Raw genomic sequence first — 21,825 nt, 5'->3', positions numbered from 1 at the left:
GCTCCCTACTTCCGCATCACGGCCGGTTCGTGCCGGCGCAGCAGCCGGGACACGAGGAAGCCGAAGAGCGCCGACAGCACGACGAGCATCCCGACGTCGAGCAGCCATATGCCCGCCGAGTGCTCGAAGAGCGGATCCTCGGTCAGCTCGTCGGGCACGATCCGGGCCAGCCCGACGGTGCCGGCCATCGCGGCCAGCGCCCAGCGCGCGGGCACCAGCCAGCCGAGCTGCTCCAGCCCGGGCACTCCGTCCAGCTTCAGCAGGGCCCCGCAGAAGACGACCTGGACGATGGCGACTAGCACCAGCAGCGGCATCGTCACCTCCTCCTTGCGCACCAGCGCCGAGATGAGCAGGCCGAGCATCATCGCCGTGAACGCCAGCAGGGCGACGGCCACCGCGATCTCCACCAGGGGCGGCATCAGCACGCCTTCGTCACCGGGCGCGCCGAGGTCCACGCCGAGCAGGGCGACGAGTGTCAGCACCACCGCCTGCAGCACGGTGATGGCACCCAGGACGACGACCTTGGACATCAGGTACGCCGATCTGGACAGGCCCACCGCCCGTTCCCGCTGGTAGATCACGCGTTCCTTGACGAGCTCGCGCACGGCGTTGGCGGCGCCGGTGAGCACCGCGCCGACGCAGAGGATGAGCAGGGTGTTCATCGCCGTGTCGAGGGTCAGCTTGCCACCCGACAGGGCCCGCGCCATCACGCCCATCACGAACGGCAGGGCGATCATGATGATCAGGAACGTGCGGTCGGCGCTGAGCGCGGAGGCGTAGCGGCGGACCAGCGTGTTGAGCTGGGCGGCCCGGCTGCGCGGCCGGGGCGGCGCGGCGATGACGACGGGCTCGGACCGGGGCTGCCGGGGCTGGGCGGTGGCGTCGGCGATGTAGCGGCCCTGGAAGGGCGAGGCGCGGTAGGCCCCCGCCCAGTCCCGGTCCTTGTCCCGCTCGAAGGCCTCGAAGGCCTCGGGCCACTGCTCGAAGCCGAAGTACGCCAGGGCATCCTCGGGCGGCCCGTAGTAAGCGGTCTTCCCGCCGGGCGCGAGCACGAGGAGCCGGTCGCACACGTCCAGGCTGAGCACGCTGTGGGTGACGACGATGACGGTCCGGCCGTCGTCGGCGAGGCCGCGCAGCATGTGCATCACCGAGCGGTCCATGCCGGGGTCGAGGCCGGAGGTCGGCTCGTCGAGGAACAGCAGCGACGGCTTGGTCAGCAGCTCCAGGGCCACGCTGACGCGCTTGCGCTGGCCGCCCGACAGGCTGTGCACAGGCTGGTCGACGCGTTGTTCCAGGCCCAGTTCGCGGATCACCTCGTCGACCCGGGCGCGTCGTTCGGCCTTGGCGGTGTCCTGCGGGAAGCGCAGCTCGGCGGCGTAGGAGAGGGCTTTGCGGACGGTCAGCTGGGCGTGCAGGATGTCGTCCTGCGGGACGAGGCCGATGCGCTGCCGCAGCTCGGCGTAGTCGCGGTAGAGGTCACGGCCGTCGTAGAGGACGGTGCCGTGGTCGGCGGGCCGCTGGCCGGTGAGGGCGTTGAGGAGTGTGGACTTTCCGGCGCCGCTCGGGCCGACGACGGCGAGCAGGCACTTCTCCCCCACCGGGAACGACACGTGGTCGAGCAGCGTCTTGCGGCCGCGGTCGACGGTGACGGCGAGGTCCTGTACGTCGAGGGAGATCTCGCCGGTGTCGACGTACTCCTGGAGTTCGTCGCCGACGAGGCAGAACACCGAGTGGCCGATGCCGACGATGTCGCCCTGGCCGACGGGGGCGCTGGTGACGGGGCTGCCGTTGAGGTAGGTGCCGTTGTGGCTGCCCAGGTCGGTGATCTCGTAGGTGCCGTCGGGCAGGGCGCGCAGTTCGGCGTGCCGACGGGAGACCACCAGGTCGTCGATGACCAGGTCGTTGTCGGTGGCGCGGCCGATGCGGACGGTGCGGGCGGGCAGCGGCCGCACGGTGGTGGGCTGCCGGTAGGTGCCGGTCGCCGCGGGCATGGAGACGGCGGAGGGGCGTTCCGGGGCCGGTGCGGGGCGGCCCAGCAGGACCACACGGGGTCCGTCGGCCGGGTTGCCGAAGCGGATGACGGTGCCGGGTCCGACGTCCCACTCGTGGATGCGGCGGCCCTCGGCATAGGTGCCGTTGGTGCTGTTCTCGTCCTCGATGGTCCAGTGGCCGTCGGTGGGCCGCAGCACGGCATGGTGCCAGGAGACCCGGTCGTCGTCGATCACGATGTCGCTCAACGGGTCGCGCCCTACGTGGTAGTCGCGACCCGGAATCATCACGGTGGAGTCCGTCTCGGTCTCCAGCACGAGTTCTGGTGCTACCGAAGACTGCGCCATGACCAAGATTCTACCGATTTGCCTGCTTTACGCCTCTGCGGACGGCGTCAGGCCACCGGAATGCCCAGGCCAGGGGCCGTCCGCTGCATCCGGAGGGCGTCCACGGACTCGGCGAGCAGTTCGTATTCGGTCGTGTCGTCGCTGGTGGCGATGCGCACCAGCCGTCCGGCCGCCAACTCCTCGGCGACCCGCTCCTGGTAGCCGGGGTCGGCACACCAGGCGCGCAGCTGCGTGGGCACGTCGGGCACGGTGTCGGCGACCGGCACGAGCGCGCCCGGCGGTAAGTGCTCGGCGTCGGGCTGGGGATCGAGGCGCTGGGCGATCCAGGAGGCGCGGTCGCGCAGCCACCACAGAGCGAGGGCGAGGGTGGGCGCCCGATAGGTCCCCAGGGGTACTCCGATGCGGCGGCCGTCGCAGACCCCGTACGCAGTGACGTGACACAGGAACTCGTCGTGCACGTGACCTCCCCCGTTGCCCTGCCCGCCCGCCGGACTCACTCCACCGCGGCTCGCGTGCTGTGCGTGAGGACACCGTCGCTGGATGTGAAAGCGCTCTCGCAGGTCAGTATGTTCACTGCTGAATCACTGTCACCACGACTTTCCGGCCACTCTCCTGGCATATTCACAGCTCGAGTTGGCCGAAACCCGGCAGAGTGGCCGGTGCCGGGTTCGCCACGAGCGGTGATCCGGGCCCTGACCAGCGGGCCCGACCTACCGGATGCCGGCCGGGACGTGCGGGGGCGATGAGTTCTCCGTTGTCCGGCGGTCTGATGCTTGAGAGGCAGCCGAGCACCGGAGGACGTCATGGCCACGACCACAGAGCTGGACGCGGAGTTCACCGCGGTCCTGCACACGAGCCCCGCCGAGGGCGGCTGGACCTATCTGGTCTGGCCCCGGTCCGTCGAGTTCTTCGGCACCCGTGGGCTGGTCAAGGTCCGCGGGACGATCGACGGGCACCCGTTCCGCAGCTCGTTCATGGCGCTGGGCGACGGCACGCACAAACTGCCCGTGAAGGCCGACATCCGCAAGGCCATCGGCAAGGAGGAGGGTGACACCGTGACCGTGCGCCTGGAGGAGCGGATCAGCTCTTAGGCCGTGTCCGCTCGGCCGGAGGCGGTCACCCGCCTCCGGCCGAGAACCTCTACTGCTTGACGATCGCGTCGATCCGGGCCAGCTCGTCCGCGTCGAAGTCCAGGTTGCGGACGGCGCCGACGCTGTCCTCGATCTGCTGTGCGCTGCTCGCGCCGACCAGCGCGGAGGTGACCCGGCCGCCGCGCAGCACCCAGGCCAGCGCCAGCTGGGCCAGGGTCTGGCCGCGCGACTTGGCGATGTCGTTCAGGTCGCGCAGCCGTCCCACCAGGTCCTCGGTGAGCGCGTCGGAGTTCAGGAACGGGCTGTCGCTCGCCGCCCGGGAGCCCTCCGGGATGCCGTCCAGGTAGCGGGCGGAGAGCATGCCCTGCTCCAGCGGGGAGAACACGATGGAGCCGACCTGGAGCTCGTCGAGGGCGTCCAGCAGGCCCTGGTCCTCGGGGCGGCGGTCCAGCATCGAGTAGCGCGGCTGGTGGATGAGGAGCGGGGTGCCCAGCTCGCCCAGGATGCGGGCGGCCTCGCGGGTCTGCTCCGCGGAGTAGTTGGAGACACCGACGTACAGCGCCTTGCCCTGCTGCACCGCGGAGTGCAGGGCGCCCATCGTCTCCTCCAGCGGAGTGTCCGGGTCGGGGCGGTGCGAGTAGAAGATGTCGACGTAGTCCAGGCCCATCCGCGTAAGGCTCTGGTCCAGCGAGGACAGCACGTACTTCCGCGAGCCCCACTCGCCGTACGGGCCGGGCCACATCAGGTAGCCGGCCTTGGTGGAGATGACCAGCTCGTCGCGGTACGCCGCGAAGTCCGACTTCAGGAACCCGCCCAGCGCGGACTCGGCGGAGCCGGGCGGCGGGCCGTAGTTGTTGGCGAGGTCGAAGTGGGTGACGCCGAGGTCGAAGGCGCGGCGCAGGATGGCGCGCTGGGTCTCGACGGACCGGTCCGGGCCGAAGTTGTGCCACAGACCGAGGGAGAGCGCCGGGAGCTTCAGACCGCTGCGTCCGGTGCGCCGGTAGGGCATGTCCGCGTAGCGGTCGGGGTGTGCGGTGTACAACGCGACTCCAGAGGGGTTGGCCGGGACGGTCGGATGAAACCGGTGTCCACTCTGGCGTGACCTGCTCCCATGCGTCCAACAGAAGAATCCGATGGAATTCAGCGGTTACGCTTCTCAGTCATGGAACTGCGCCACTTGCAGCACTTCGTCGCGGTCGCCGAGGACCAGCACTTCACCCGGGCGGCGGAACGCCTCCTGGTCTCCCAGTCGGGCCTGTCGGCCTCGATCCGGGCGCTGGAGCGGGAGCTGCAGACACCGCTGTTCGTGCGGACGACCCGCCGGGTGACGCTGACCCCGGCCGGGCGGGCACTGCTGGGTGAGGCGGAGCGGATCCTGGCGCAGGTCCGCTCGGCCCACGAGGCGGTGGCCGCGGTACAGGGTGTGCTGCGGGGGATGCTCGCACTCGGGTCCGAGCAGTGCATCGCCGGGGTGCACGTGGCGGGGCTGCTCGCGGCGTTCCGGCGCAGCCACCCGGACGTGGAGATCTGTCTGCGGCAGGCGGGCTCGGGGGCCCTGGCGGAGGAGGTCGCGGCGGGGCGCCTGGATCTGGCGTTCGCCGTGCGCACCGCTCAGGAGGACACCGACCAGCTGCGGGCGGTGCCTCTGACGAGTGAGCCGATGACCGTGCTGTGCCATCCGAGTCACCGGCTGGCGGCGGCCGGGGGCGCGGTGACGCCGGAGGATCTGGGCGGTGAGGTCTTCGTCGACTTCCATCCGGACTGGGGGCCGCGGCGCACCACCGACGCGGCGTTCGCGGCGGCGGGCGTCCGCCGGAGCGTCGCCTTGGAGGTCAACGACGTGCACAGCCTCCTCGACCTCGTGGACGAGGATCTCGGCATCGCCGTCGTGCCGCGGCACTTCCGGCACAAGCGCGCCTCGCTGACCGCCCTGCCGGTGAAGGGGGCCGCGGACGCCGTGTACGAGACGGTGGCGCTGCTGCCGCCCGAGCAGGCGACCAGTCCGGCGGCCCGGGCGCTGATGGGCCTGTTGGAAACAGGGGGTCTGGCACCACCCCAGGAGGGTGTCCACCCCTCCTGACCCGATCCGCCGCGCGCACCAGACTCGTGACCGTACCCGGAGGCAACGACGGTCAGGAGTAGGGCAGATGACGGATCCCACACGGCGGAGCGTGCTGCGCGGCGCGGCCGCGGTCACGGCGGCCGGCGCGCTCGCCGGCACCGGCGCCGCGGCCGCTCCGGCCCTGGCGGCGCCCACCGCACCGCGCCGCTTTCCCTTCCTGGAGGGCGCGTTCGAGCCGGTCACCGAGGAGCTGACGGCCTTCGACCTGCCGGTCACCGGCCGCATTCCGCGTGAGCTGAACGGCCGCTACCTGCGCAACGGCCCCAACGTCCTGGGGCTGGAGGACCCCCGCGCCCACCACTGGATGCTCGGCGACGGCATGGTGCACGGCGTGCGGCTGCGCGAGGGCAGGGCCGAGTGGTACCGCAACCGCTGGGTGCGCTCCTCGCAGGTGGCGCAGAAGCTCGGCGAGCCGTACCCGGGTCCCGTGCCGCCGGACGACTTCCCGTGCAACACCCATGTGATCCCCCACCGGGGGCGGATTCTGGCCCTCCAGGAGAGCGGCCCGCTGCCGTACGAACTCGACGACGAGCTGAACACCGTCGGCACCTACGACTTCCGGGGCACGCTCCGGGGTCCGCTCACCGCGCACACCAAGTTCGACGTCCACGCCGACGAGCTGCACGCGATCGCCTACTACCCGGCCTGGGACCACGTCCGGCACCTGGTCGTCGGCCCGGCGGGCAAGGTGGTGCGGAGCACGAGGATCCCGGTGGCGGACGCGCCGATGATCCACGACTTCGCGCTCACCGAGAACCACGTGGTGATCCTCGACATGCCGGTCACCTTCGACCCGGCGGGCGCCGAGCGCGGCGACCTCGTGCCGTACGTCTGGAACGACCGGCACCCGGCGCGGGTCGGTGTTCTGCCCCGCACGGGCGGCGCGGTCCGCTGGTTCGAGGTCGACCCGGTCTACTACTCGCACACGCTCAACGCCTACGAGGAGGGGCCGCACATCGTCGTCGACATGACGAACTTCGACGCGCCGTTCCTCGTCGCCGGCAACGGCTCGGGCGGCCCCCACACGACGGGCACGCCCCGGCTAGACCGCTGGACGATCGACCTGCGGCACGGACGGGTGCGGACCAGGACCCTCGACGACCGCCCCCAGGAGTTCCCGCGGGTCAACGAGGCGCTGGTGTCCCGCAGGCACCGGTACGGCTACTCGGCCGCGGCCGCGGAGATGTCGCTCGCCTACCAGGCGGTCGACGGGACGCCACCTGATGGGGCCTTCGCCAACGCGCTCATCAAGCACGACCTGCTGCGCGGGACCTCGCAGGTGCACCGGCTGCCCGCAGGCGCGGCGGCGAGCGAGGCCGTGTTCGTGCCGTCCGACCCGTGCGACGGCCGCGCGGCGGAGGACGACGGGTACGCGATCGCGTATGCGCACAATCCCGACCGCGGGGCGTCGGACCTGGTGATTCTCGCGGCCCAGGACTTCACCGGGGAGCCGGTGGCCCGGATCCACCTTCCGGGCCGGGTGCCGCTGGGCTTCCACGGGAGCTGGGTTCCCGACGCGTGATCGCCCTGCGCGTGATGACGGGCGCGCTCCCCGGCGCGTGATCCCCGGCGATGCGCGATGGTGGACCCATGCATGCGAAGGACATCCTCATCGACGGCTTCAGCCGCATCCGCGAAGAAGTCCACGCCACCGTGGAGGGTCTGGGGCCCGACGAGCTGAGCGCCCGCCCCTCCCCCGACACCAACTCGATCGCCTGGCTGGTCTGGCACCTCACCCGCGTCCAGGACGACCACATGGCAGACGCCTTCGGCCTGGAACAGGTGTGGCTGTCCCAGGACTGGGAGAAGCGCTTCGGTCTCGACCTGCCGCGCCGCGACACGGGCTACGGCCACAGCCCCGCCAAGGTCGCCAGGGTCCGGGTCGACTCGGGCGAGCTGCTGACCGGCTACTACGACGCGGTGCACGAGCAGAGCCTGGACGCCCTGCGGGGCCTGACCGCCAAGGACCTGGAGCGGGTCGTCGACGAGCGCTGGGACCCGCCGGTCACCCTGGGCGTCCGGCTGGTCAGCGTCCTGTCCGACGATCTCCAGCACGTCGGACAGGCCGCCTACCTGCGGGGGCTGCTTCAGAGCGCGGCGGCGTAACCGGGCAGCACCACGTCACGGATGAGTGCGTTGCGCTCGTCGAACGGGATGAACGCGCTCTTCAGGGCGTTGACGGTGACGGTGCGCAGGTCCTCGACGGTCCAGCCCGCCTGCTCGACCAGCAGGGACATCTCGCGGGTCATCGTCGTGCCCGACACCAGCCGGTTGTCGGTGTTGAGGGTGACGCGGAAGCCGAGGTCCTTCAGCGCGGTGATCGGGTGGTCGGCGATGGAGGTCGCGGCGCCGGTCTGGAGGTTGGAGGTCGGGCACATCTCCAGGGCGATGCGCCGGTCGCGCACCCAGCCGGCGAGCCGGCCGAGCTTGCCCGCCGCGAGGTCCGGGATGTCGTCGGTGATGCGCACGCCGTGCCCGATGCGCTGGGCGCCGCACACCTGGAGCGCCTGGTGGATGCTGGGCAGGCCGTGCGCCTCTCCGGCGTGGATGGTGAAGGGCACGTTCTCGCGGCGCAGGTGCTCGAAGGCCGCGAGGTGGTCGGCGGGCGGGAAGCCGTCCTCGGCGCCGGCGATGTCGAAGCCGACGACACCGGCGTCGCGGAACGCCACGGCCAGGTCGGCCGCCTCGCGCACCCGGTCGAACATCCGCATCCCGCACAGCAGGGTGCCGACCCGCACGGGCGTGCCCGCGGCAGCGGCCTTCGCCATGCCCGCCGCGAGGCCCTCCTGGACCGTCTCCACGACCTCGGCCATGGTCAGCTCGCCATTGGTGTTCAGCTCGGGGGCGTAGCGCACCTCGCCGTACACGACACCGTCGGCGGCCAGGTCGAGCACGTACTCCTCGGCCGTGCGCAGCAGGCCCTCGCGGGTCTGCATCACGGCGAGGGTGTGCTCGAAGGTGGCTATGTAGCGCACCAGGTCACCGGAGTTGGCGGCCTCGTAGTACCAGGCGGCGAGCTCGTCAGGGTCGGTGGTGGGCAGGGTGTGACCGACCGCGTCCGCGAGCTCCACGACGGTGGCGGGGCGCAGGCCGCCGTCGAGGTGGTCGTGCAGCACGGCCTTGGGGAGGCGGCGGATCAGGTCGGCGTCTACGCGCGTAGCAGTCATGGCGGGTCTTTCCTCGGGCGGGTCGTTCGAAGTGATGGGGAGGGATCAGCCGGCGGGCTGGAGCAGGTCCCAGCGGTTGCCGTACAGGTCCTGGAAGACGGCGACGACGCCGTAGGGCTCGCGCCGCGGTTCCTCCAGGAAGGTGACGCCCGCGGCGGCCATCCGGGCGTGGTCGCGGGCGAAGTCGTCGGTGTGCAGGAAGAACCCGACCCGCCCTCCGGCCTGGTCCCCGACCCGGGCGGCCTGGGCCTCCCCCTTGGCGCGGGCGAGCAGCAGACCGCCACCGGCTCCCGGCGCACCGGGTTCGACGACGACCCAGCGGGATCCGTCGGGCCGGGGCGCGTCCTCGACGAGCCGGAATCCGAGGGCCTCGGTGTAGAAGCGGATCGCCTCGTCGTAGTCGTCGACGACGAGGGTGACCAGGGCGATGCGTCTCATCGGGGCCTCTCGGTGCGTGCGGTTGACGGGAGAGGTTATACGTAAAACTCACAGGACGCCAGTCATGCGGGGCGCGTGTAACTACTAGTATGTACACTCACGATCGACATCACCCCGGAGGCCCCATGCCCTTGGTCCGCATCGACACGCTCCGCGCCGGGCCCGAGCGCCTCGCCGCTCTCGGCCGTGCCGTCCACGACGCCCTGAGGGAGACGATCGGCATTCCGCCCGACGACCGGTTCCAGATCCTGAGGGACCACGACGGCACGAGCGGGACTCTCCAGTACGACGACTACCTCGGCGTGCACCGCGACGAGGACATCGTCTACGTCGCGATCACACTCCGCTCCGGTCGCACGCCCGAGCGGAAGAAGGCGCTGTACCGGAGAATCGCCGAGCTCGCCCAGGCGTACGCGGGCACCGAGCCGAGGAACGTCTTCGTGGTCCTGACCGAGAACGCGTCGGCCGACTGGTCGCTGGGCGAGGGGCTGGCTCAGTACCTCGATTCCGCGAAGGCCTAGGCCTTAGGCCTACGCCCGCAGCCCGAGGCGGGACCCCTGGCCCGCCCGCTAGCGTCCCGTCCATGAAGATCACCGAGCCACCTCGCACCCCCGCGCGGCGCAAGACGGACCTGCTGGCCCGGCTGGAGCGGGAAATCGACATCTGGGTCGCCACGGCCGACACCGAAGGAGTGCCGTGTCTGGTACCGCTGTGGTTCGTGTGGCACGAGGAGGCCGTGTGGCTGTGCACCCGGCTGGCCAACCCCACCGGCCGCAACCTGCGGGACGGCCGTCGGGCCCGGCTGGCGTTCGGGGACACCCGCGACGTCGTGCTCCTCGACGGCGACGTGGAGACCTTCACGTCCGTCGAGGTACCGTCCGCCGCGGCCGAGGCGTTCCGTGCGAAGACCGGCTGGGATCCGCGCGAGGGCCACGCGTCGTACGCGTTCTTCCGGGTGCGGCCGCGTGCGGTGCAGGTGTGGTGCGAGGCGCACGAGTTGCCCCGCAGGCACCTCATGCGGGACGGGGTCTGGGCGGTCTAGCCGGTTGCGCCGGCCCTTCGCCGCGGCGCGCCGAGCCGGTCCAGTTCCTCGGCGGTGAGCCGGATCGCACCCGCCGCCACGTTCTCCGCGAGGTGGCCGGGGTCGCCGGTGCCGGGAATGGCGAGGATGTGGGGGCCCCGGTGCAGCGTCCAGGCGAGGCGGATCTGCGCGGGGCTCGCACCGCGGGCGCGGGCCACGGCTCGCACCTCTTCGTCGTGGGCGGTGGTGGCACCGTGTTCCCCGCTCTCGCCGGCGACGGCGTAGAACGGCACGAAGGCGATGCCCTCTTCGCCGCAGCTCCGCAGCAGTTCGTCGGCCGCCGGGTCGGGACGGTCGAGGGCGTACCGGTTCTGCACGCAGACCACCGGCGCGATGGCCCGCGCCTCGGCGAGATGACGGGGCTCAATACTGGAGACCCCCAGGTGCCGGATCAGGCCCGCTTGCCGGAGCTCCGCGAGGACCCCGAAGTGCTCGGCGATCGAGTCGCACCTCGGCATCCGGCGCAGGTTGACGACGTCCAGGTGGTCGCGGCCGAGCTGGCGCAGATTCTCCTCGACATGGCCGCGCAGATCCTCGGGGCGGGCCGAGGTGCCCCACTCCCCGTCGAAGGTCCGATGCGGGCCCACCTTGGTGACGATGACCAAGTCGTCGGGGTACGGCGCCAGCGCGCTGTTGATCATTTCGTTGGCGGAGCGCAGCGACGAGAAGTAGAAGGCGGCCGTGTCGATGTGGTTCACGCCGAGGTCGATCGCCTTGCGCAGGACGGCGATCGACCGGCCGCGGTCGCTCGGTGTGCCGTGGTGGAAGGCGGCGCTGCCCGTCAGCCGCATCGCGCCGAAGCCGAGGCGGTGGACGGGCAGGTCGCCGAGTTTCCAGGTGCCCGCGGCGTCCGCGGTGATCGTCTGTGAACTCATCGGCGGAGTCTCACACACGTCGCCCGGACGGGTGCGGCCGTTTTTACGGATACGTGTACGAGTTGAGCGTGGTGACGGCGGAGGCCGGGTTGCCGCGGTCGTAGTGGTCCACGGCGAGGAAGTTGGGCTTCTTGCGGGCGGCCGGCTGGCAGAACCGCCGGGCGCGGTCGGCGAGTTTGCCGTTGTCGGTCGTGGCCGTGGAGGTGATGCCGGCGTCGCGGAAGTGGTTCATGACGAACAGCGGGCGGAAGCCGGGTTCGGTGCGGGTCAGCGGGATGTTGGTGCCGGCGTCGTACCAGCGGCTGTAGCAGGACCAGTCGGAGGAGCCGATGCCGGAACCCATGGACCAGTAGTTCTCGACGGTCCATTCGCGCTGGTACATGACGCCGAAGCTGTCCCGGGTCAGGCCCGCTGCCTGGTCGGCGGAGCGGCTGTGGTCGGTGAAGATCAGCAGCCGGTCGCCGGCGGCGGCCAGGTCCGCCATCGTCGGCCAGCCGTTCTGCCGTACGCCGGTGCGGTCGGGCCGGTACAGCACGTCCGACAGGCCGTTGACGCGGGCGAGTTCGGCGCGCAGAACGCCCGGGTCGACGTAGTCCTCCAGGAAGACGGTGACGAACTGGTCGGGGTGGGCCTTGAGGAAGTCCACCATGCGCTGGAGGTCGACCCAGAGGGCGACCGGCCTGCTGACCAGGGTGCAGCTGTTGTGGCAGAGGATCGCGCCGTCCGGGGTCTGGTGGATGTCGAGCATGAACCCACGTACCCCGTCGGCGAGTTGCCGCTCGATGCCGCGGGTCTGATTGGGCACGAGGTTGATGAAGGGCGGCGCGAAACCGCCGTCGACACCGTTGGCGTAGGCGTTGTGCGAGGTGAGGAACGTGACCTGGTCCAGGGTGCGTTGATCCTGCGGCGGCATCGGGCCGGTCGCGGGGTCGACGGGGGTGAGGTACCAGGCGGCCAGGTCGCCCGCTCCGCCGACGGCGAGCCGGGCGGGGTAGGTGGCGCCCGACGGCTTGGGGGCCACCGTGAGATGGCGTGCGGTGCCCGGGGCCTTGAGGGTGTAGCGGTCGGCGCCGGCCGGGGCGATCTCCCAGGCGGCGTCGGCGCTCGTACAGGCGACGGTGGCGGCCTGGTCGCCGTTGCGGCCGAGGCAGTTGCCGGGCGTGTCGGTGTTCTCCAGGAGGTGGGTCGACCCGTTCGGCTTCAGCCGCCACTGCTGGCGGTCCTCGTTGCCGCGGGGTCTGTGCTGCTCGACCGCTCCACCGCTGTCGGCCGCGTTGAGCCCGGTCGTGGCGCTCTGGACGTAGTACGTGCCCGAGGGCGGAACCGCTGCGGCAGCGGCGGGCGGCGGGGCCACGACCGCGGCGGCCAGCGCGGCGGTCGTGGCGAGCAGGGCGTGGGGGGTGCGCAGACGCATGAGGGATGCCCTTCGTCGGACTGATCAGGACCGATCGAGACTGATCAGATGAAGGCTGATCAGGTTCATGACATCCCGTATGACACCACGCCCTGGGGTCCGGCGTCAGCAGTAGAGGTTGCCACCGGGTGACGTCCCCAGGATCTGCGTGAACCGCTGGTAGTTGTTGACGCGGCTCTGCACCTGCGCCGGGTTCTTGCCGTCGCACTCCAGCGAGCCGTTGATGCTGCGGATGGTCTGGCCGAAGCCGGCGCCGTTCACCATGGCGTTGTGCGGGGTCATGGTGCCCGGACCGGTCTGGGTGTTCCAGTACCACAGGGCCGTCTTCCAGGCGACGGCCGAGTCGTTCTGCACCAGCCAGGGGTTGTTGAGCAGGTCGATGCCGAGCGCGTCGCCCGCGGCCTTGTAGTTGAAGTTCCAGCTCAGCTGGATCGGGCCGCGCCCGTAGTAGGCGGCCTGGCCGGCCGGACAGCCGTAGGGGCGGCTCCAGTCGCAGTAATGCGGGTAGTTGGCCTGGTTCTGCTCCACCACGTGCACCAGGCCGCCGGTCTCATGGCTGACGTTGGCGAGGAAGGCGGCGGCCTCCTGCTTCTTCACCGTGTCGCTTCCGGTGTTGGCGAAGCCGGGGTAGGCGCTCAGGGCCGCGGTGAGCCCGCTGTAGGTGTAGAAGGAATTCCGGTTCGGGAACATCTGGTTGAACTGCGACTCGGTGACGACGAAGCGCGCGTCGGGCGTGCCCGGCCCGCTGTCGCAGGCGTACGGCTCCCAGTACCAGGTGCTGATGACCGGGTCGTAGCCCGGGTTGGCGTGCTCGGCGCGGTAGGCCTTGCCGTCGGTGTAGCGGACGATGTCTCCGGCGTTGTACGACTTTCCCGCCACCCAGCTCGGATAGCTGGAGCAGGCCGCCGCGGCGGCGCTGGAGGCGGGCAGAACGACGGGCGCGGTGCCGGCGAGGGCGAGGGTGGCCAGGACGGCGGCGACGCGGCGTCTCGACATGGGATCAACTCCTTCGCGGAGCACGGCCGCACCCGGCAAGGCAGGGCGAAGCAGGCCTTGGCGCACGCGCCGGCCGGGCCGGTCACGGCGTGGGGCGGCCGTGGTGGGGGGTTGTGGAGGCACACTCAACCGCGTTGGTCTGTACCAGTCAAGGGTGTAGACCAGTCATCCGCGTCAGAGGTGTCGGGGGCTCACACGTGGGCCGACTCGCCCAGCGTCGCCGCGAGTCGGCCCAGCAGGGACCGCAACAGTTCGTCGTCGCCGTCGCCGAGCGTGGGCCGGGCGGCGCGGACCGCTCGGTCGACGCGCTGCCAGTACTCCCGGCCGCGCGGGGTGAGGTGGGCGAGGATGCGGCGGCGGTCGAACGGGTCGACCCGGCGGTGCAGCAGGTTCTGGTCGACGAGCTGGTCGACCAGCTTGGTCAGCGTCGGAGGCGGCAGGAAGGCGGCCTCCGCGATCGCCGTCATGTGGTGCCCCTCGCCTTCGGACAGAAGGGCCAGTACCCGCCACGCGTCGAGCGAACAGCCCTCCTCCTCCAGAACGGCCTGCAGCCGCCGCGCCGCGAGCCGCTCGGCCCGCGTCAGCAGTTGCACGAGGTCGTCGGACCGACGCGGGGGTGGGGTGGCCATGCCGCTCCCTAGCTCAGAGGTGCGTCCATGGTAAGAGACGCACTGGAGTTCGTACGGTGGAGCCAGGATCATGACGCCATGTTCCGGCACGACCTCCCCGCACCCGAGTGGTTCACGGCCGACGACTCCGTGCTCGGCGTGGCCCTCGTGTTCCCCCTGCGCGGGCCGGCCGGGATCTTCGGGCCGACGTGCGAGCTGTGCGCGCGGCTGGCCGCGGAGGAGGTCAACCGGGACGGCGGCGTGCTCGGCAGGCAGCTGCGGCTGGTGCCGGTCGACGGCTCGGGCCCGCCGCACGAGGTCGCCGCCCAGGTGGAGGCGCTGGTCGACCTGGGTGTCGTGCAGGGCGTCACGGGGTGGCACATCTCCTCGGTGCGCCAGGCCCTGGCGCCGAGGATCGCGCACCGCGTCCCCTATGTGTACACGGCGCTGTACGAGGGCGGGGAGGACACCGCGGGCGTGTTCCTGACGAGCGAGACCCCGCACGATCAACTGCGGCCCGCCATGGACCTGCTGGCGCGTGAGCGCGGGGTACGGCGGTGGTTCGTCGTCGGGAACGACTACGTGTGGCCGCGACGTACGGCACGGGCGGCCCGAGTGTACGCCCGCGCGTCCGGCGGGTGTGTCGCCGGTGAGGCCTACCTCCCGCTCGGCACCGACGACTTCGGGCCGGTGCTGCGCAGCGTCGAGCGCGCGGACGCCGACGGGGTGCTGATGCTGCTCGTCGGCAGCGACGCGGTGCGCTTCAACCGGGCGTTCGCGGCGTACGGACTGCCCGCCCGCTGCCCGCGGCTGAGTACCCTGATGGACGAGAACATGCTGATGGCGAGCGGCCCGGCGGCCACCGAGGACCTCTACAGCACGGCCGGCTTCTTCGCCTCGCTGGCCAACGGGGACACCCTCGACTTCCACGGACGGTACGCCGCCCGCTACGGCGTCGAGGCACCCGCCCTCGGCAGCCTCGGCGAGTCCTGTTACGAGGGTGTGCTGTTGCTGGCCGCGCTGCTGAGAAGAGCCCGGTCGCTGGACGTGTCGGCGATCGGCGCGGCGGCGGGCACGGTGTCGTACGAGGGCCCGCGCGGGCTGCTGCACCTTCGGGACAGTCATGTGCGCCAGCGCATCTACCTGGCCCGTGCCGACGGGCTCGACTTCGACGTGCTCACGGAGCTGGATGTCCGTCCCTGAAGGGGCTGCCCGCCTGGCGCCGCCCCACGAGCGCCTCTCTGCGGCGGGAGGGTCGGGCGTCCGGGTGTGCGGGTGTCGGGGTGTCCTTGCACCTCCTACACGAACGACACACCCCCGGATCGACAGCCCGCGCCACGCGACCGGGAGAATTTCTTCCATGACCACCACACCCCATCCCCTCGTCACCCGCGCACAGCGACTGGCGCACGATCTCCTCGTCCCGCATGCCGAGCGGGTCGACCAGGAGGGTGTGCCGGAGAGCCACATCACCGCCGTGAAGCGGTCGGGGCTGCTCGGGGTGGGCGCGCCGGAGGCGTACGGCGGGGCGGACGCGCCCGTCGGCGTGGCGCGGGAGACCGCGGAGATCCTGGCCGGGGCGTGCTGCTCCACATGGTTCGTGCAGACACAGCACCACACTCCGGTGAAGCTGATCGCGACGTACGACTCGCCCGTCCGTGAGAAGTTCCTGCGCCCGCTGGCGACCGGCGAGGTGATGGCCGGTATCGCGTTCGCCCATGTCCGTGCCTTTCCCCGCGTCCCCGTGCGGGCGGTGCCCGAGCGGGACGGCTGGCGGTTCGAGGGAACGGTGCCCTGGTTCACCGGCTGGGGTCTGAACGACGTGATGCTGCTGGCCGGTGTGACGGATGCGGCCGAGGTGGTGTTCGTACTCGCCGAGGCCCGCGAGCAGCCGGGGCTGTCTCCCTCGGCACCGATGCGGCTCGCGGCCCTCACCGCCGCCCGTACGGTCTCTCTGGAGCTGGACGGCCTGTGGGTGCCGGACGAGGCCGTCGTGCTGCGCGTGCCGCAGCGGGAGTTCGCCCTGGTCGATCTGCCGAGGGCCGCCAACGCCAGTCCGGCCGTCTTCGGGGTGGCGGACGCGGCGCTGGACCTGGTGGCGGACGCTCCGGACGGCCAGGAGACGGCCCGCTCGCTGCGGGCCCGGATCGACGAGGTCCGGAGGGAGGCCTACACACTGGCCGACCACCCGGTCCCCCACGAGTGCCTCGCGGAACGCCTGGCCGTGAAGACACGCGCGTACGACCTCATGCGCGCGGCCACGACCGCGGCGGTCGTGGCCGGGGGCGGCCGGTCCATGGCCCTGGACAGCCGGGCGCAGCGGCTGGCCCGCGAGGGAATGTTCCTGCTGGTGCAGGGCCAGACGGCCGAGGCACGCCGGAGGCACCTCGGGTCGCTGGCGTCCGGCTAGGGCCCTAGCCGAGCTGAGGCAGGAGCGGTTTGTCGGTCGGACTCCCGGTCGGGGACGGGGCCTTGCCACAGAACTCCGCTTCGATCACATCGACGTAGAGCGATCCGTCCGGGAGCCAGTCACCGTTGATGTTGAACGTCATCTGGTGCCGGCCGTCCTGTGTGCCCACCATCGCGGACAGGGAGCCGTTGGTGCGGCCTGTCTTGCCCACCACCTTCACACCGCAGGACAGCTCCGCGAACTCGACCCCGAGCCCGAACCCGAGCCCGTCCCCCGACGGGACCTCGTCGAGCATTTCCTTCATCTGGGCGGGTGGCAGCAACTTGCCCTTGATCAGGGCTCGTTGGAAGCGGTTGAGGTCGCCGCTCGTGGAGATGACGTCGCCGGCCGCGCCCAGCCAGGTCATGTTCTGTTCGGTTGCGTCATGGATCTCGGCGTCCGGGGCTTCCTCGTGGAGCCGGGAGTAGCCGACGGGGTGCGGGTTCGGCATCTTCGGCGAGGTCCCGGGGAAGGACGTCCCGCGCAGCTTCAGCGGCCGGATGACGCGACGGGTGACCTCCTGCGCGTACGAGCGGCCCGTCGCCTTCTCGATGACCATCCCGGCGATGACGAAGTTGGTGTTGGAGTACACCGGCGCCGCCTCCGGGTCGGGCAGTGGCGGGTACTTCAGCGCGATCGCCACGAGTTCCTCGGGCGTGTGGGTGTCGTACCGGTGCTCCGGGAAGCCGGGGCCGGCGGCGTCGTGGAGGAACGCGGGGTCGTCGGTGTAGTTGGCGATGCCGCTGGTGTGGTTGAGGAGCCGGCGCAGGGTGATCTCGTCGCCGTCGTAGCCGTTGCCCCGCACCAGGCCGGGCAGCCACGATTCGACGGAGTCGTCCAGGCTCAGTCTTCCTTCGGCCTCCAGTTGGAGCAGGACGGTCGCGACGAACGTCTTGGTGATGCTGGCGCCGCGGAAGTGGTCGGCGGGCGAACGCTCGCGGCCGGTGCCGGTGTCCGAGTGACCGGAGGCGGCCCACCAGGTCTTCTTGCCGTCACGGACCTCGGCCGCCACGCCGGGGAGTCCGCCTTTGTCGACCAGATTCCGCAGTGCGGTCCGGGTCACCTCGTGGCCGTGCTCGGACCGTGCGGCGTGTGCGGACGGGGCGATGGCCGCCGTTCCGGCGGACAACGCCACGGCCAGAGATAATGAGACGGTGCTTGCGGCCCGCTGCTTCATGCGTCTGTGCCTCCTCGTCACCGAGGGGCAAGGCCTGCCCCTCGGTGCGGATGACGCCGAAGTCGGGCTCCAGGGTTGATCTTTGGAGTAGTTCGAAGGGCGTGGCTCAGGCTGGTGCGCGACAGAGCGCTGGATCAGGCGTCGCCGTCCGACGGAACCACCACGAGGAAGGCGTCCGACTCCAGATCCATCACGACGGTGGCGGGCTCGCCCTCGGCGCGGCGGCGTGCCGCGTACTCCTCCGCCGGCCACGATCCGCGCGGGGCTCCCGCCGGGAACCGCTCCAACACCTTCGCGCTGATCGCCGTAGCCATGTCCGCTGCCCTCCGCTGTCCCGCGCCGCCCGTCGGGCGGCGTCGACCGATCACTGCCGTATCCCTCCGGTTGCCCGCGATCCGATCGGACATGTACCGCCCGACAGGAGTCCACACCCCCGCACAACCCCTACACATAAAGGAAAAATAAGAGCAGAATGTGCTTACGCGGCGCTTACCGCATACCCCACCAGACGCGGTCGCCCTGTAAGACGAAGGAGACGAGTCATGGCCAACGTCTCGCCCACCAGAGGTGACATCACCAGCCACCCTGATGCCTCCGAGATGCGGGATCGGTACGCCCGCATGCTCGGTGGACGCGATGTGGCGCTCGTGGACGGACCGGTGTTCCTGCTGGGTCTGTACTGCGCGGCCTCCCCATGGATAGTCCACTACACGACCAGCCAGCCGCCGCTCGTGACGCACAACCTGATCATGGGGATCGCGATCGGTCTGCTGGCGCTCGGGTTCACTCGTGCTCCGGAGCGTATGTACGGGCTGAGCTGGGCCATGTGCGCCCTCGGGGTGTGGATGATCATCTCGCCGTGGATCGTCGGCGAGAGCCCGGACGCCGGGGTCGTGTGGAACAACATCATCATCGGTGCACTGGCCGTGCTCCTGGGCCTGGTGTGCGCCGGCACGGCGGCGAAGGCCTCCCCCAGGCCGTAGTCCCCGCCGGAAGGGAAACGAAGGCCGGTCCGCGCTCCCGGACCGGCCCTTTCGCGTCCGCACCCGCGACACGAACGACCACGCGGCACGGGACCCGGAGTGTCCCGGCCGCCAGGGGGCAGACGCACTGCATCGGGGGTCCTGAGGAGAAGGGGCGGAGATGGAAGTCGACGGCATCATCAGTGCCATCGTGATCGGCATCGTCATCGGCGTCCTGGGCCGGCTCGTGGTCCCGGGCCGTCAGCGCATCGGAATTCTGTGGACGATCGTCGTAGGCATCATCGCCGCGCTGATCGGCTCCGCACTCGCCGGCGCGTTCGGCGTGGCCGACACCAAGGGTGTCGACTGGGTCGAATGGCTCATCCAGATCGGCCTCGCCGCGCTCGGCGTCGCCGCGCTGGACCGTTCGAAGGCAGGCCGCTGACGGAGTAGCGAGCGAAGGCGTATCGACAGTACGTGCGCGACACCAGGAGTCACACCAGGAGTCACCCGGCACCCGGTGTGCCGCGGCCCGGCGGCCCGGCGCACCGGAGCCGGACCCGGCCGGTACTCCCCCGGCGTCAACGGCCGGCCGACCGCATGGCGGCGAGCCCCTCGCCGCTGGACGCGTAGCGCGGAGACCAGCCCAGTTCACGTTCCGCCTTGGCGCAGGACACCCGCAGCCGCGACGCCATCACGGTGTGCGCGTACGACATGGGCCTCATCAGCCACAGCGGCACGGTGACCGGCTTCGGCATTCCGAACGCTTCGGCCACGCTCTCTACGTGGGCACGGAAGCCGAGCGGCGTCCGGTCCGCGATGTTGTACGCCTGCCCCGGCCGGCCGCGCTCCACGGCGGCGGCCACCGCGCGGGCGGCATCGGTGAGCTCCACCCAGGGCAGCACCCGGCCGCGGTCACCGGGCATCGGCAGCTGCCGTCTGCGCAGCAGCGGCAGCAGGGTGTCGGTGCCGCCGGGGCCGTAGAACAGGCCGAAGCGGAGCGCGACGCCCTCCAGTGCCTCCGACTCGAAGGTGAGCCGCTCCTTGGTCCGCATGGCGGCGATGTGCCGCTCCAGCTGCGGCGTCCGGCCGAGCGGGCCGAAGGGGTCGTCCTCGGTGAGCGGGCGGTCGCCGTGGTCCCCGTAGCCGTAGCCGAAGACCATCGACTCGGCGACGAAGCGGCGGGCTCCGGTGGCCCGGGCGGCCTCGACGAGGTGTGCCGTGCCCTGGGTGCGCAGCGCGTCGGTGGCGTCCATGTCGCGGTCGCGCATGGGGGGCTTGTGCAGGGCGGTCGCGGCGTGGATCACGGTGTCGAAGTGGTGTCCGTCGACGGCGCGCAGCAGCGCGTCCCGGTCCATGAGGTCGGCGCGGACACCGTTGTCCCGGCTGCGGCCCAGTCCGGTGACCTTGTGACCCGCCTCGGTGAGCGCGTGGGTGATGTGCCGGCCGAGCACACCGCTCGCGCCGGCGAGGAGGACGTTCTGGTTCTTCTGGTCCTTCTGGTTCGTCGTCATGACCATGCGACGGATCGGACGGGCGTGGATGTGACATCCGACGGCGGCCTGGCGGCGCGCTGTCCGGTGGGGCCGTACGCCCCGGCCGCCGTACAGTCCTGTTGATCGCTTCGTCCCGAGGAAGGGCCCGGCACCATGGTCGTGAAGGACACGGAACTGCCTCACCTGCGCCGATGCGTGGAGCTCGCGGCCGAGGCGCTGGACGCGGGGGACGAACCGTTCGGTTCGGTTCTGGTGGGGAGGGACGGCACGGTCCTCGCCGAGGACCGCAACCGCGTGGCCTCGGGCGACCGCACCCGGCATCCCGAGTTCGAGCTGGCCCGCTGGTCGGCCGCCCGTCTCACGCCCGAGGAGCGCGCGGCGGCCACGGTCTACACCTCCGGCGAGCACTGCCCGATGTGCGCGGCGGCGCACGCCTGGGTCGGTCTGGGACGGATCGCCTACGTCGCCTCGTCCGAGCAACTCGTGTCCTGGCTGAGCGAATTGGGGGTCCCCCTACCACCGGTGCGGCCACTCCCCGTACGCGAGGTCGCACCCGGTGTGACCGTGGACGGTCCGGTGCCCGAACTGACGGAACGGATCCGGGATTTGTACGTGCGGTTCCATCGCGGGCGCGGCTGATCCGCCCCTGGACCGCCCTTCCCGCCCGAGATGCAGGGCCGCATGGGCGAATCTACGATCGAATTCAACTGGACGATGCGTCACGCCCGGCTGTCCGAGCGTTTCCCGCTGCGGCTGAAGGGCTGAACGGCCATGACGACGCACAATGACGACGTGGACTGGGATCACTGGCCGGTCGCGGACTACCTCGCGGAGAACTACCGCGAGGTACGTCCCTCGGACGCGGCGATCATCGCGCACCACAGCGCCTTCTTCCGGCGTTTCCCGCCCGGCGGCATCGACCGCTCGGTGGAGTTCGGGGCGGGCCCCAATCTCTATCCGCTGATCCTCGCGTCCGCCGCCTGCCGCAGGATCGACGCCGTGGAGGCGGGGGCGAGCAGCGTCGCCTACCTACAGGAGCAGATCTGTCACCGCCTCGACGCGAGCTGGCTCCCCTTCCACACACTGTGCCGGGAGCTCAACCCGGACGTGCCGGCGACCCTGGCCGGGGCACTGGCTCCGGTGAACGTCGTCCACGCCGACGTCCGGACCCTGCCACCGGGCTTCTACGAACTCGCCTCCATGCACTTCGTCGCCGAGGTCGCCACGGAGGACTTCGCCGAGTTCGCCGGCTTCTGCCGCACCTTCGTCCGCACGGTCACGCCTGGCGGTCACCTGGTCGCCGCCTTCATGGAGAACCTGCCGACCTACCGCATCGGCCCGGCGTCCCGCTGGCCGGGCTGCCCGGTGAACCCGACGACGGTCACCGAGGTCTTCGCCCCTCTGACCCGCGATCTGGACGTCACCCACATCGACACCGACCGCGCCCTGCCGGACCACGGCGACTCCGGGATGGTGCTGCTCACGGGGGTGGCGGAGCCGGTCTGACGACCACCGGTCGCCTAAAGGGTGTTGCAGAAGGCTTGGTGGCGGGCATGGCTGAGCAACGCCTGACGTGCTGTTTCACCCGGCTAGGGCGAGGTTGTGCATGGTGG

At 71.0% G+C, this 21,825-nt stretch carries 24 protein-coding genes; 12 read left to right on the top strand and 12 right to left on the bottom strand.

What is annotated here, in order from left to right; translation table 11 throughout:
- Positions 1 to 5: 5 nt before the first annotated feature.
- Both ACFZBT_RS33085 and ACFZBT_RS33080 read right to left on the bottom strand, forming a co-directional pair.
- Entirely contained in the window at positions 6 to 2,336 is a 2,331-nt protein-coding gene (locus tag ACFZBT_RS33085) for an FHA domain-containing protein (RefSeq protein ID WP_391111522.1), read from the bottom strand.
- Between the two features lie 47 nt (positions 2,337 to 2,383).
- Complete coding sequence (locus ACFZBT_RS33080; protein ID WP_382488502.1) at positions 2,384 to 2,794, bottom strand: hypothetical protein; 411 nt, start codon at positions 2,792 to 2,794, stop codon at positions 2,384 to 2,386.
- A 345-nt stretch (positions 2,795 to 3,139) separates the two neighbouring features.
- Between ACFZBT_RS33080 and ACFZBT_RS33075 the strand changes: the two genes are divergently transcribed.
- On the top strand, positions 3,140 to 3,427 hold the full coding sequence (locus ACFZBT_RS33075) for a DUF1905 domain-containing protein (protein WP_391111519.1): 288 nt from the start codon (positions 3,140 to 3,142) through the stop codon (positions 3,425 to 3,427).
- 49 nt (positions 3,428 to 3,476) lie between these two features.
- Here the strand turns inward: ACFZBT_RS33075 and mgrA are convergent, their stop codons facing one another.
- Positions 3,477 to 4,469, bottom strand: a complete 993-nt coding sequence (gene mgrA, locus ACFZBT_RS33070) for an L-glyceraldehyde 3-phosphate reductase (RefSeq protein WP_391111517.1) — start codon at positions 4,467 to 4,469, stop codon at positions 3,477 to 3,479.
- Positions 4,470 to 4,589: 120 nt separating this feature from the next.
- On the opposite strand from mgrA, the gene ACFZBT_RS33065 reads away from it, so the two are divergent.
- From ACFZBT_RS33065 to ACFZBT_RS33055, 3 genes are all read left to right on the top strand, one after another.
- Complete coding sequence (locus ACFZBT_RS33065; RefSeq protein ID WP_391111514.1) at positions 4,590 to 5,507, top strand: LysR substrate-binding domain-containing protein; 918 nt, start codon at positions 4,590 to 4,592, stop codon at positions 5,505 to 5,507.
- 67 nt (positions 5,508 to 5,574) lie between these two features.
- Complete coding sequence (locus ACFZBT_RS33060) at positions 5,575 to 7,071, top strand: carotenoid oxygenase family protein (protein ID WP_391111511.1); 1,497 nt, start codon at positions 5,575 to 5,577, stop codon at positions 7,069 to 7,071.
- A gap of 68 nt (positions 7,072 to 7,139) precedes the next feature.
- Complete coding sequence (locus ACFZBT_RS33055; RefSeq protein WP_391111508.1) at positions 7,140 to 7,655, top strand: DUF664 domain-containing protein; 516 nt, start codon at positions 7,140 to 7,142, stop codon at positions 7,653 to 7,655.
- On the opposite strand, the gene ACFZBT_RS33050 is transcribed toward ACFZBT_RS33055, so the two are convergent.
- Positions 7,637 to 8,716, bottom strand: a complete 1,080-nt coding sequence (locus tag ACFZBT_RS33050; protein WP_391111505.1) for an adenosine deaminase — start codon at positions 8,714 to 8,716, stop codon at positions 7,637 to 7,639. The genes ACFZBT_RS33055 and ACFZBT_RS33050 overlap by 19 nt on opposite strands.
- 45 nt (positions 8,717 to 8,761) lie before the next feature.
- Positions 8,762 to 9,154 carry a VOC family protein gene (locus ACFZBT_RS33045; protein ID WP_391111502.1) on the bottom strand — a complete coding sequence of 131 codons (393 nt, stop codon included), beginning with the start codon at positions 9,152 to 9,154 and terminating at the stop codon, positions 8,762 to 8,764.
- Positions 9,155 to 9,279: 125 nt separating this feature from the next.
- On the opposite strand from ACFZBT_RS33045, the gene ACFZBT_RS33040 reads away from it, so the two are divergent.
- Positions 9,280 to 9,675, top strand: a complete 396-nt coding sequence (locus ACFZBT_RS33040) for a tautomerase family protein (RefSeq protein ID WP_391111499.1) — start codon at positions 9,280 to 9,282, stop codon at positions 9,673 to 9,675.
- Positions 9,676 to 9,737: 62 nt separating this feature from the next.
- Positions 9,738 to 10,196, top strand: a complete 459-nt coding sequence (locus ACFZBT_RS33035) for a pyridoxamine 5'-phosphate oxidase family protein (protein ID WP_391111496.1) — start codon at positions 9,738 to 9,740, stop codon at positions 10,194 to 10,196.
- Here the strand turns inward: ACFZBT_RS33035 and ACFZBT_RS33030 are convergent.
- The 4 genes from ACFZBT_RS33030 to ACFZBT_RS33015 all read right to left on the bottom strand — a co-directional run bounded on the left by ACFZBT_RS33030 (position 10,193) and on the right by ACFZBT_RS33015 (position 14,149).
- A complete protein-coding gene (locus ACFZBT_RS33030; RefSeq protein ID WP_391111493.1) occupies positions 10,193 to 11,110 on the bottom strand; it encodes an oxidoreductase in 918 nt (305 codons plus the stop codon). The genes ACFZBT_RS33035 and ACFZBT_RS33030 overlap by 4 nt on opposite strands.
- A 43-nt stretch (positions 11,111 to 11,153) precedes the next feature.
- Positions 11,154 to 12,518 carry a phospholipase gene (locus ACFZBT_RS33025; protein ID WP_391111725.1) on the bottom strand — a complete coding sequence of 455 codons (1,365 nt, stop codon included), beginning with the start codon at positions 12,516 to 12,518 and terminating at the stop codon, positions 11,154 to 11,156.
- Positions 12,519 to 12,629: 111 nt separating this feature from the next.
- Positions 12,630 to 13,520 carry a glycoside hydrolase family 19 protein gene (locus ACFZBT_RS33020; protein WP_391111491.1) on the bottom strand — a complete coding sequence of 297 codons (891 nt, stop codon included), beginning with the start codon at positions 13,518 to 13,520 and terminating at the stop codon, positions 12,630 to 12,632.
- A gap of 191 nt (positions 13,521 to 13,711) precedes the next feature.
- The gene (locus ACFZBT_RS33015; RefSeq protein ID WP_391111489.1) at positions 13,712 to 14,149 is read right to left on the bottom strand and encodes a MarR family transcriptional regulator; all 438 of its coding nucleotides are present in this window, start codon (positions 14,147 to 14,149) and stop codon (positions 13,712 to 13,714) included.
- Positions 14,150 to 14,227: 78 nt separating this feature from the next.
- Here ACFZBT_RS33015 and ACFZBT_RS33010 point away from each other — a divergent pair, with 78 nt between their 5' ends.
- Positions 14,228 to 15,331: an ABC transporter substrate-binding protein gene (locus tag ACFZBT_RS33010; protein ID WP_391111722.1), complete on the top strand. Its 1,104-nt coding sequence runs from the start codon at positions 14,228 to 14,230 to the stop codon at positions 15,329 to 15,331.
- 157 nt (positions 15,332 to 15,488) lie between these two features.
- Positions 15,489 to 16,538, top strand: coding sequence for an acyl-CoA dehydrogenase family protein (locus ACFZBT_RS33005; protein ID WP_391111487.1), 1,050 nt, complete (start codon positions 15,489 to 15,491; stop codon positions 16,536 to 16,538).
- A 4-nt stretch (positions 16,539 to 16,542) separates the two neighbouring features.
- On the opposite strand, the gene ACFZBT_RS33000 is transcribed toward ACFZBT_RS33005, so the two are convergent.
- Positions 16,543 to 17,754 (bottom strand): serine hydrolase, encoded by a 1,212-nt coding sequence (locus ACFZBT_RS33000; protein WP_391111484.1) that lies wholly within the window; start codon positions 17,752 to 17,754, stop codon positions 16,543 to 16,545.
- 134 nt (positions 17,755 to 17,888) lie between these two features.
- A complete protein-coding gene (locus ACFZBT_RS32995) occupies positions 17,889 to 18,068 on the bottom strand; it encodes a hypothetical protein (protein ID WP_391111481.1) in 180 nt (59 codons plus the stop codon).
- A gap of 228 nt (positions 18,069 to 18,296) precedes the next feature.
- Between ACFZBT_RS32995 and ACFZBT_RS32990 the strand changes: the two genes are divergently transcribed.
- On the top strand, positions 18,297 to 18,737 hold the full coding sequence (locus ACFZBT_RS32990) for an SPW repeat protein (protein WP_391111478.1): 441 nt from the start codon (positions 18,297 to 18,299) through the stop codon (positions 18,735 to 18,737).
- Positions 18,738 to 18,897: 160 nt separating this feature from the next.
- Positions 18,898 to 19,161: a GlsB/YeaQ/YmgE family stress response membrane protein gene (locus ACFZBT_RS32985; RefSeq protein WP_184595905.1), complete on the top strand. Its 264-nt coding sequence runs from the start codon at positions 18,898 to 18,900 to the stop codon at positions 19,159 to 19,161.
- Between the two features lie 136 nt (positions 19,162 to 19,297).
- Here the strand turns inward: ACFZBT_RS32985 and ACFZBT_RS32980 are convergent, their stop codons facing one another.
- On the bottom strand, positions 19,298 to 20,230 hold the full coding sequence (locus tag ACFZBT_RS32980; protein ID WP_391111719.1) for an NAD-dependent epimerase/dehydratase family protein: 933 nt from the start codon (positions 20,228 to 20,230) through the stop codon (positions 19,298 to 19,300).
- Positions 20,231 to 20,365: 135 nt separating this feature from the next.
- On the opposite strand from ACFZBT_RS32980, the gene ACFZBT_RS32975 reads away from it, so the two are divergent.
- Together ACFZBT_RS32975 and ACFZBT_RS32970 are read left to right on the top strand one after the other, a co-directional pair.
- Positions 20,366 to 20,851, top strand: a complete 486-nt coding sequence (locus ACFZBT_RS32975) for a deaminase (protein ID WP_391111476.1) — start codon at positions 20,366 to 20,368, stop codon at positions 20,849 to 20,851.
- A gap of 132 nt (positions 20,852 to 20,983) precedes the next feature.
- Positions 20,984 to 21,718, top strand: coding sequence for a class I SAM-dependent methyltransferase (locus ACFZBT_RS32970; RefSeq protein ID WP_391111473.1), 735 nt, complete (start codon positions 20,984 to 20,986; stop codon positions 21,716 to 21,718).
- The last annotated feature ends 107 nt before the right edge of the window (positions 21,719 to 21,825 follow it).

Source organism: Streptomyces sp. NPDC008137 (assembly GCF_042957035.1).
In the GTDB taxonomy this organism is placed as follows: Bacteria; Actinomycetota; Actinomycetes; order Streptomycetales; family Streptomycetaceae; genus Streptomyces.
This window is presented reverse-complemented; position numbering and strand designations above follow the sequence as displayed.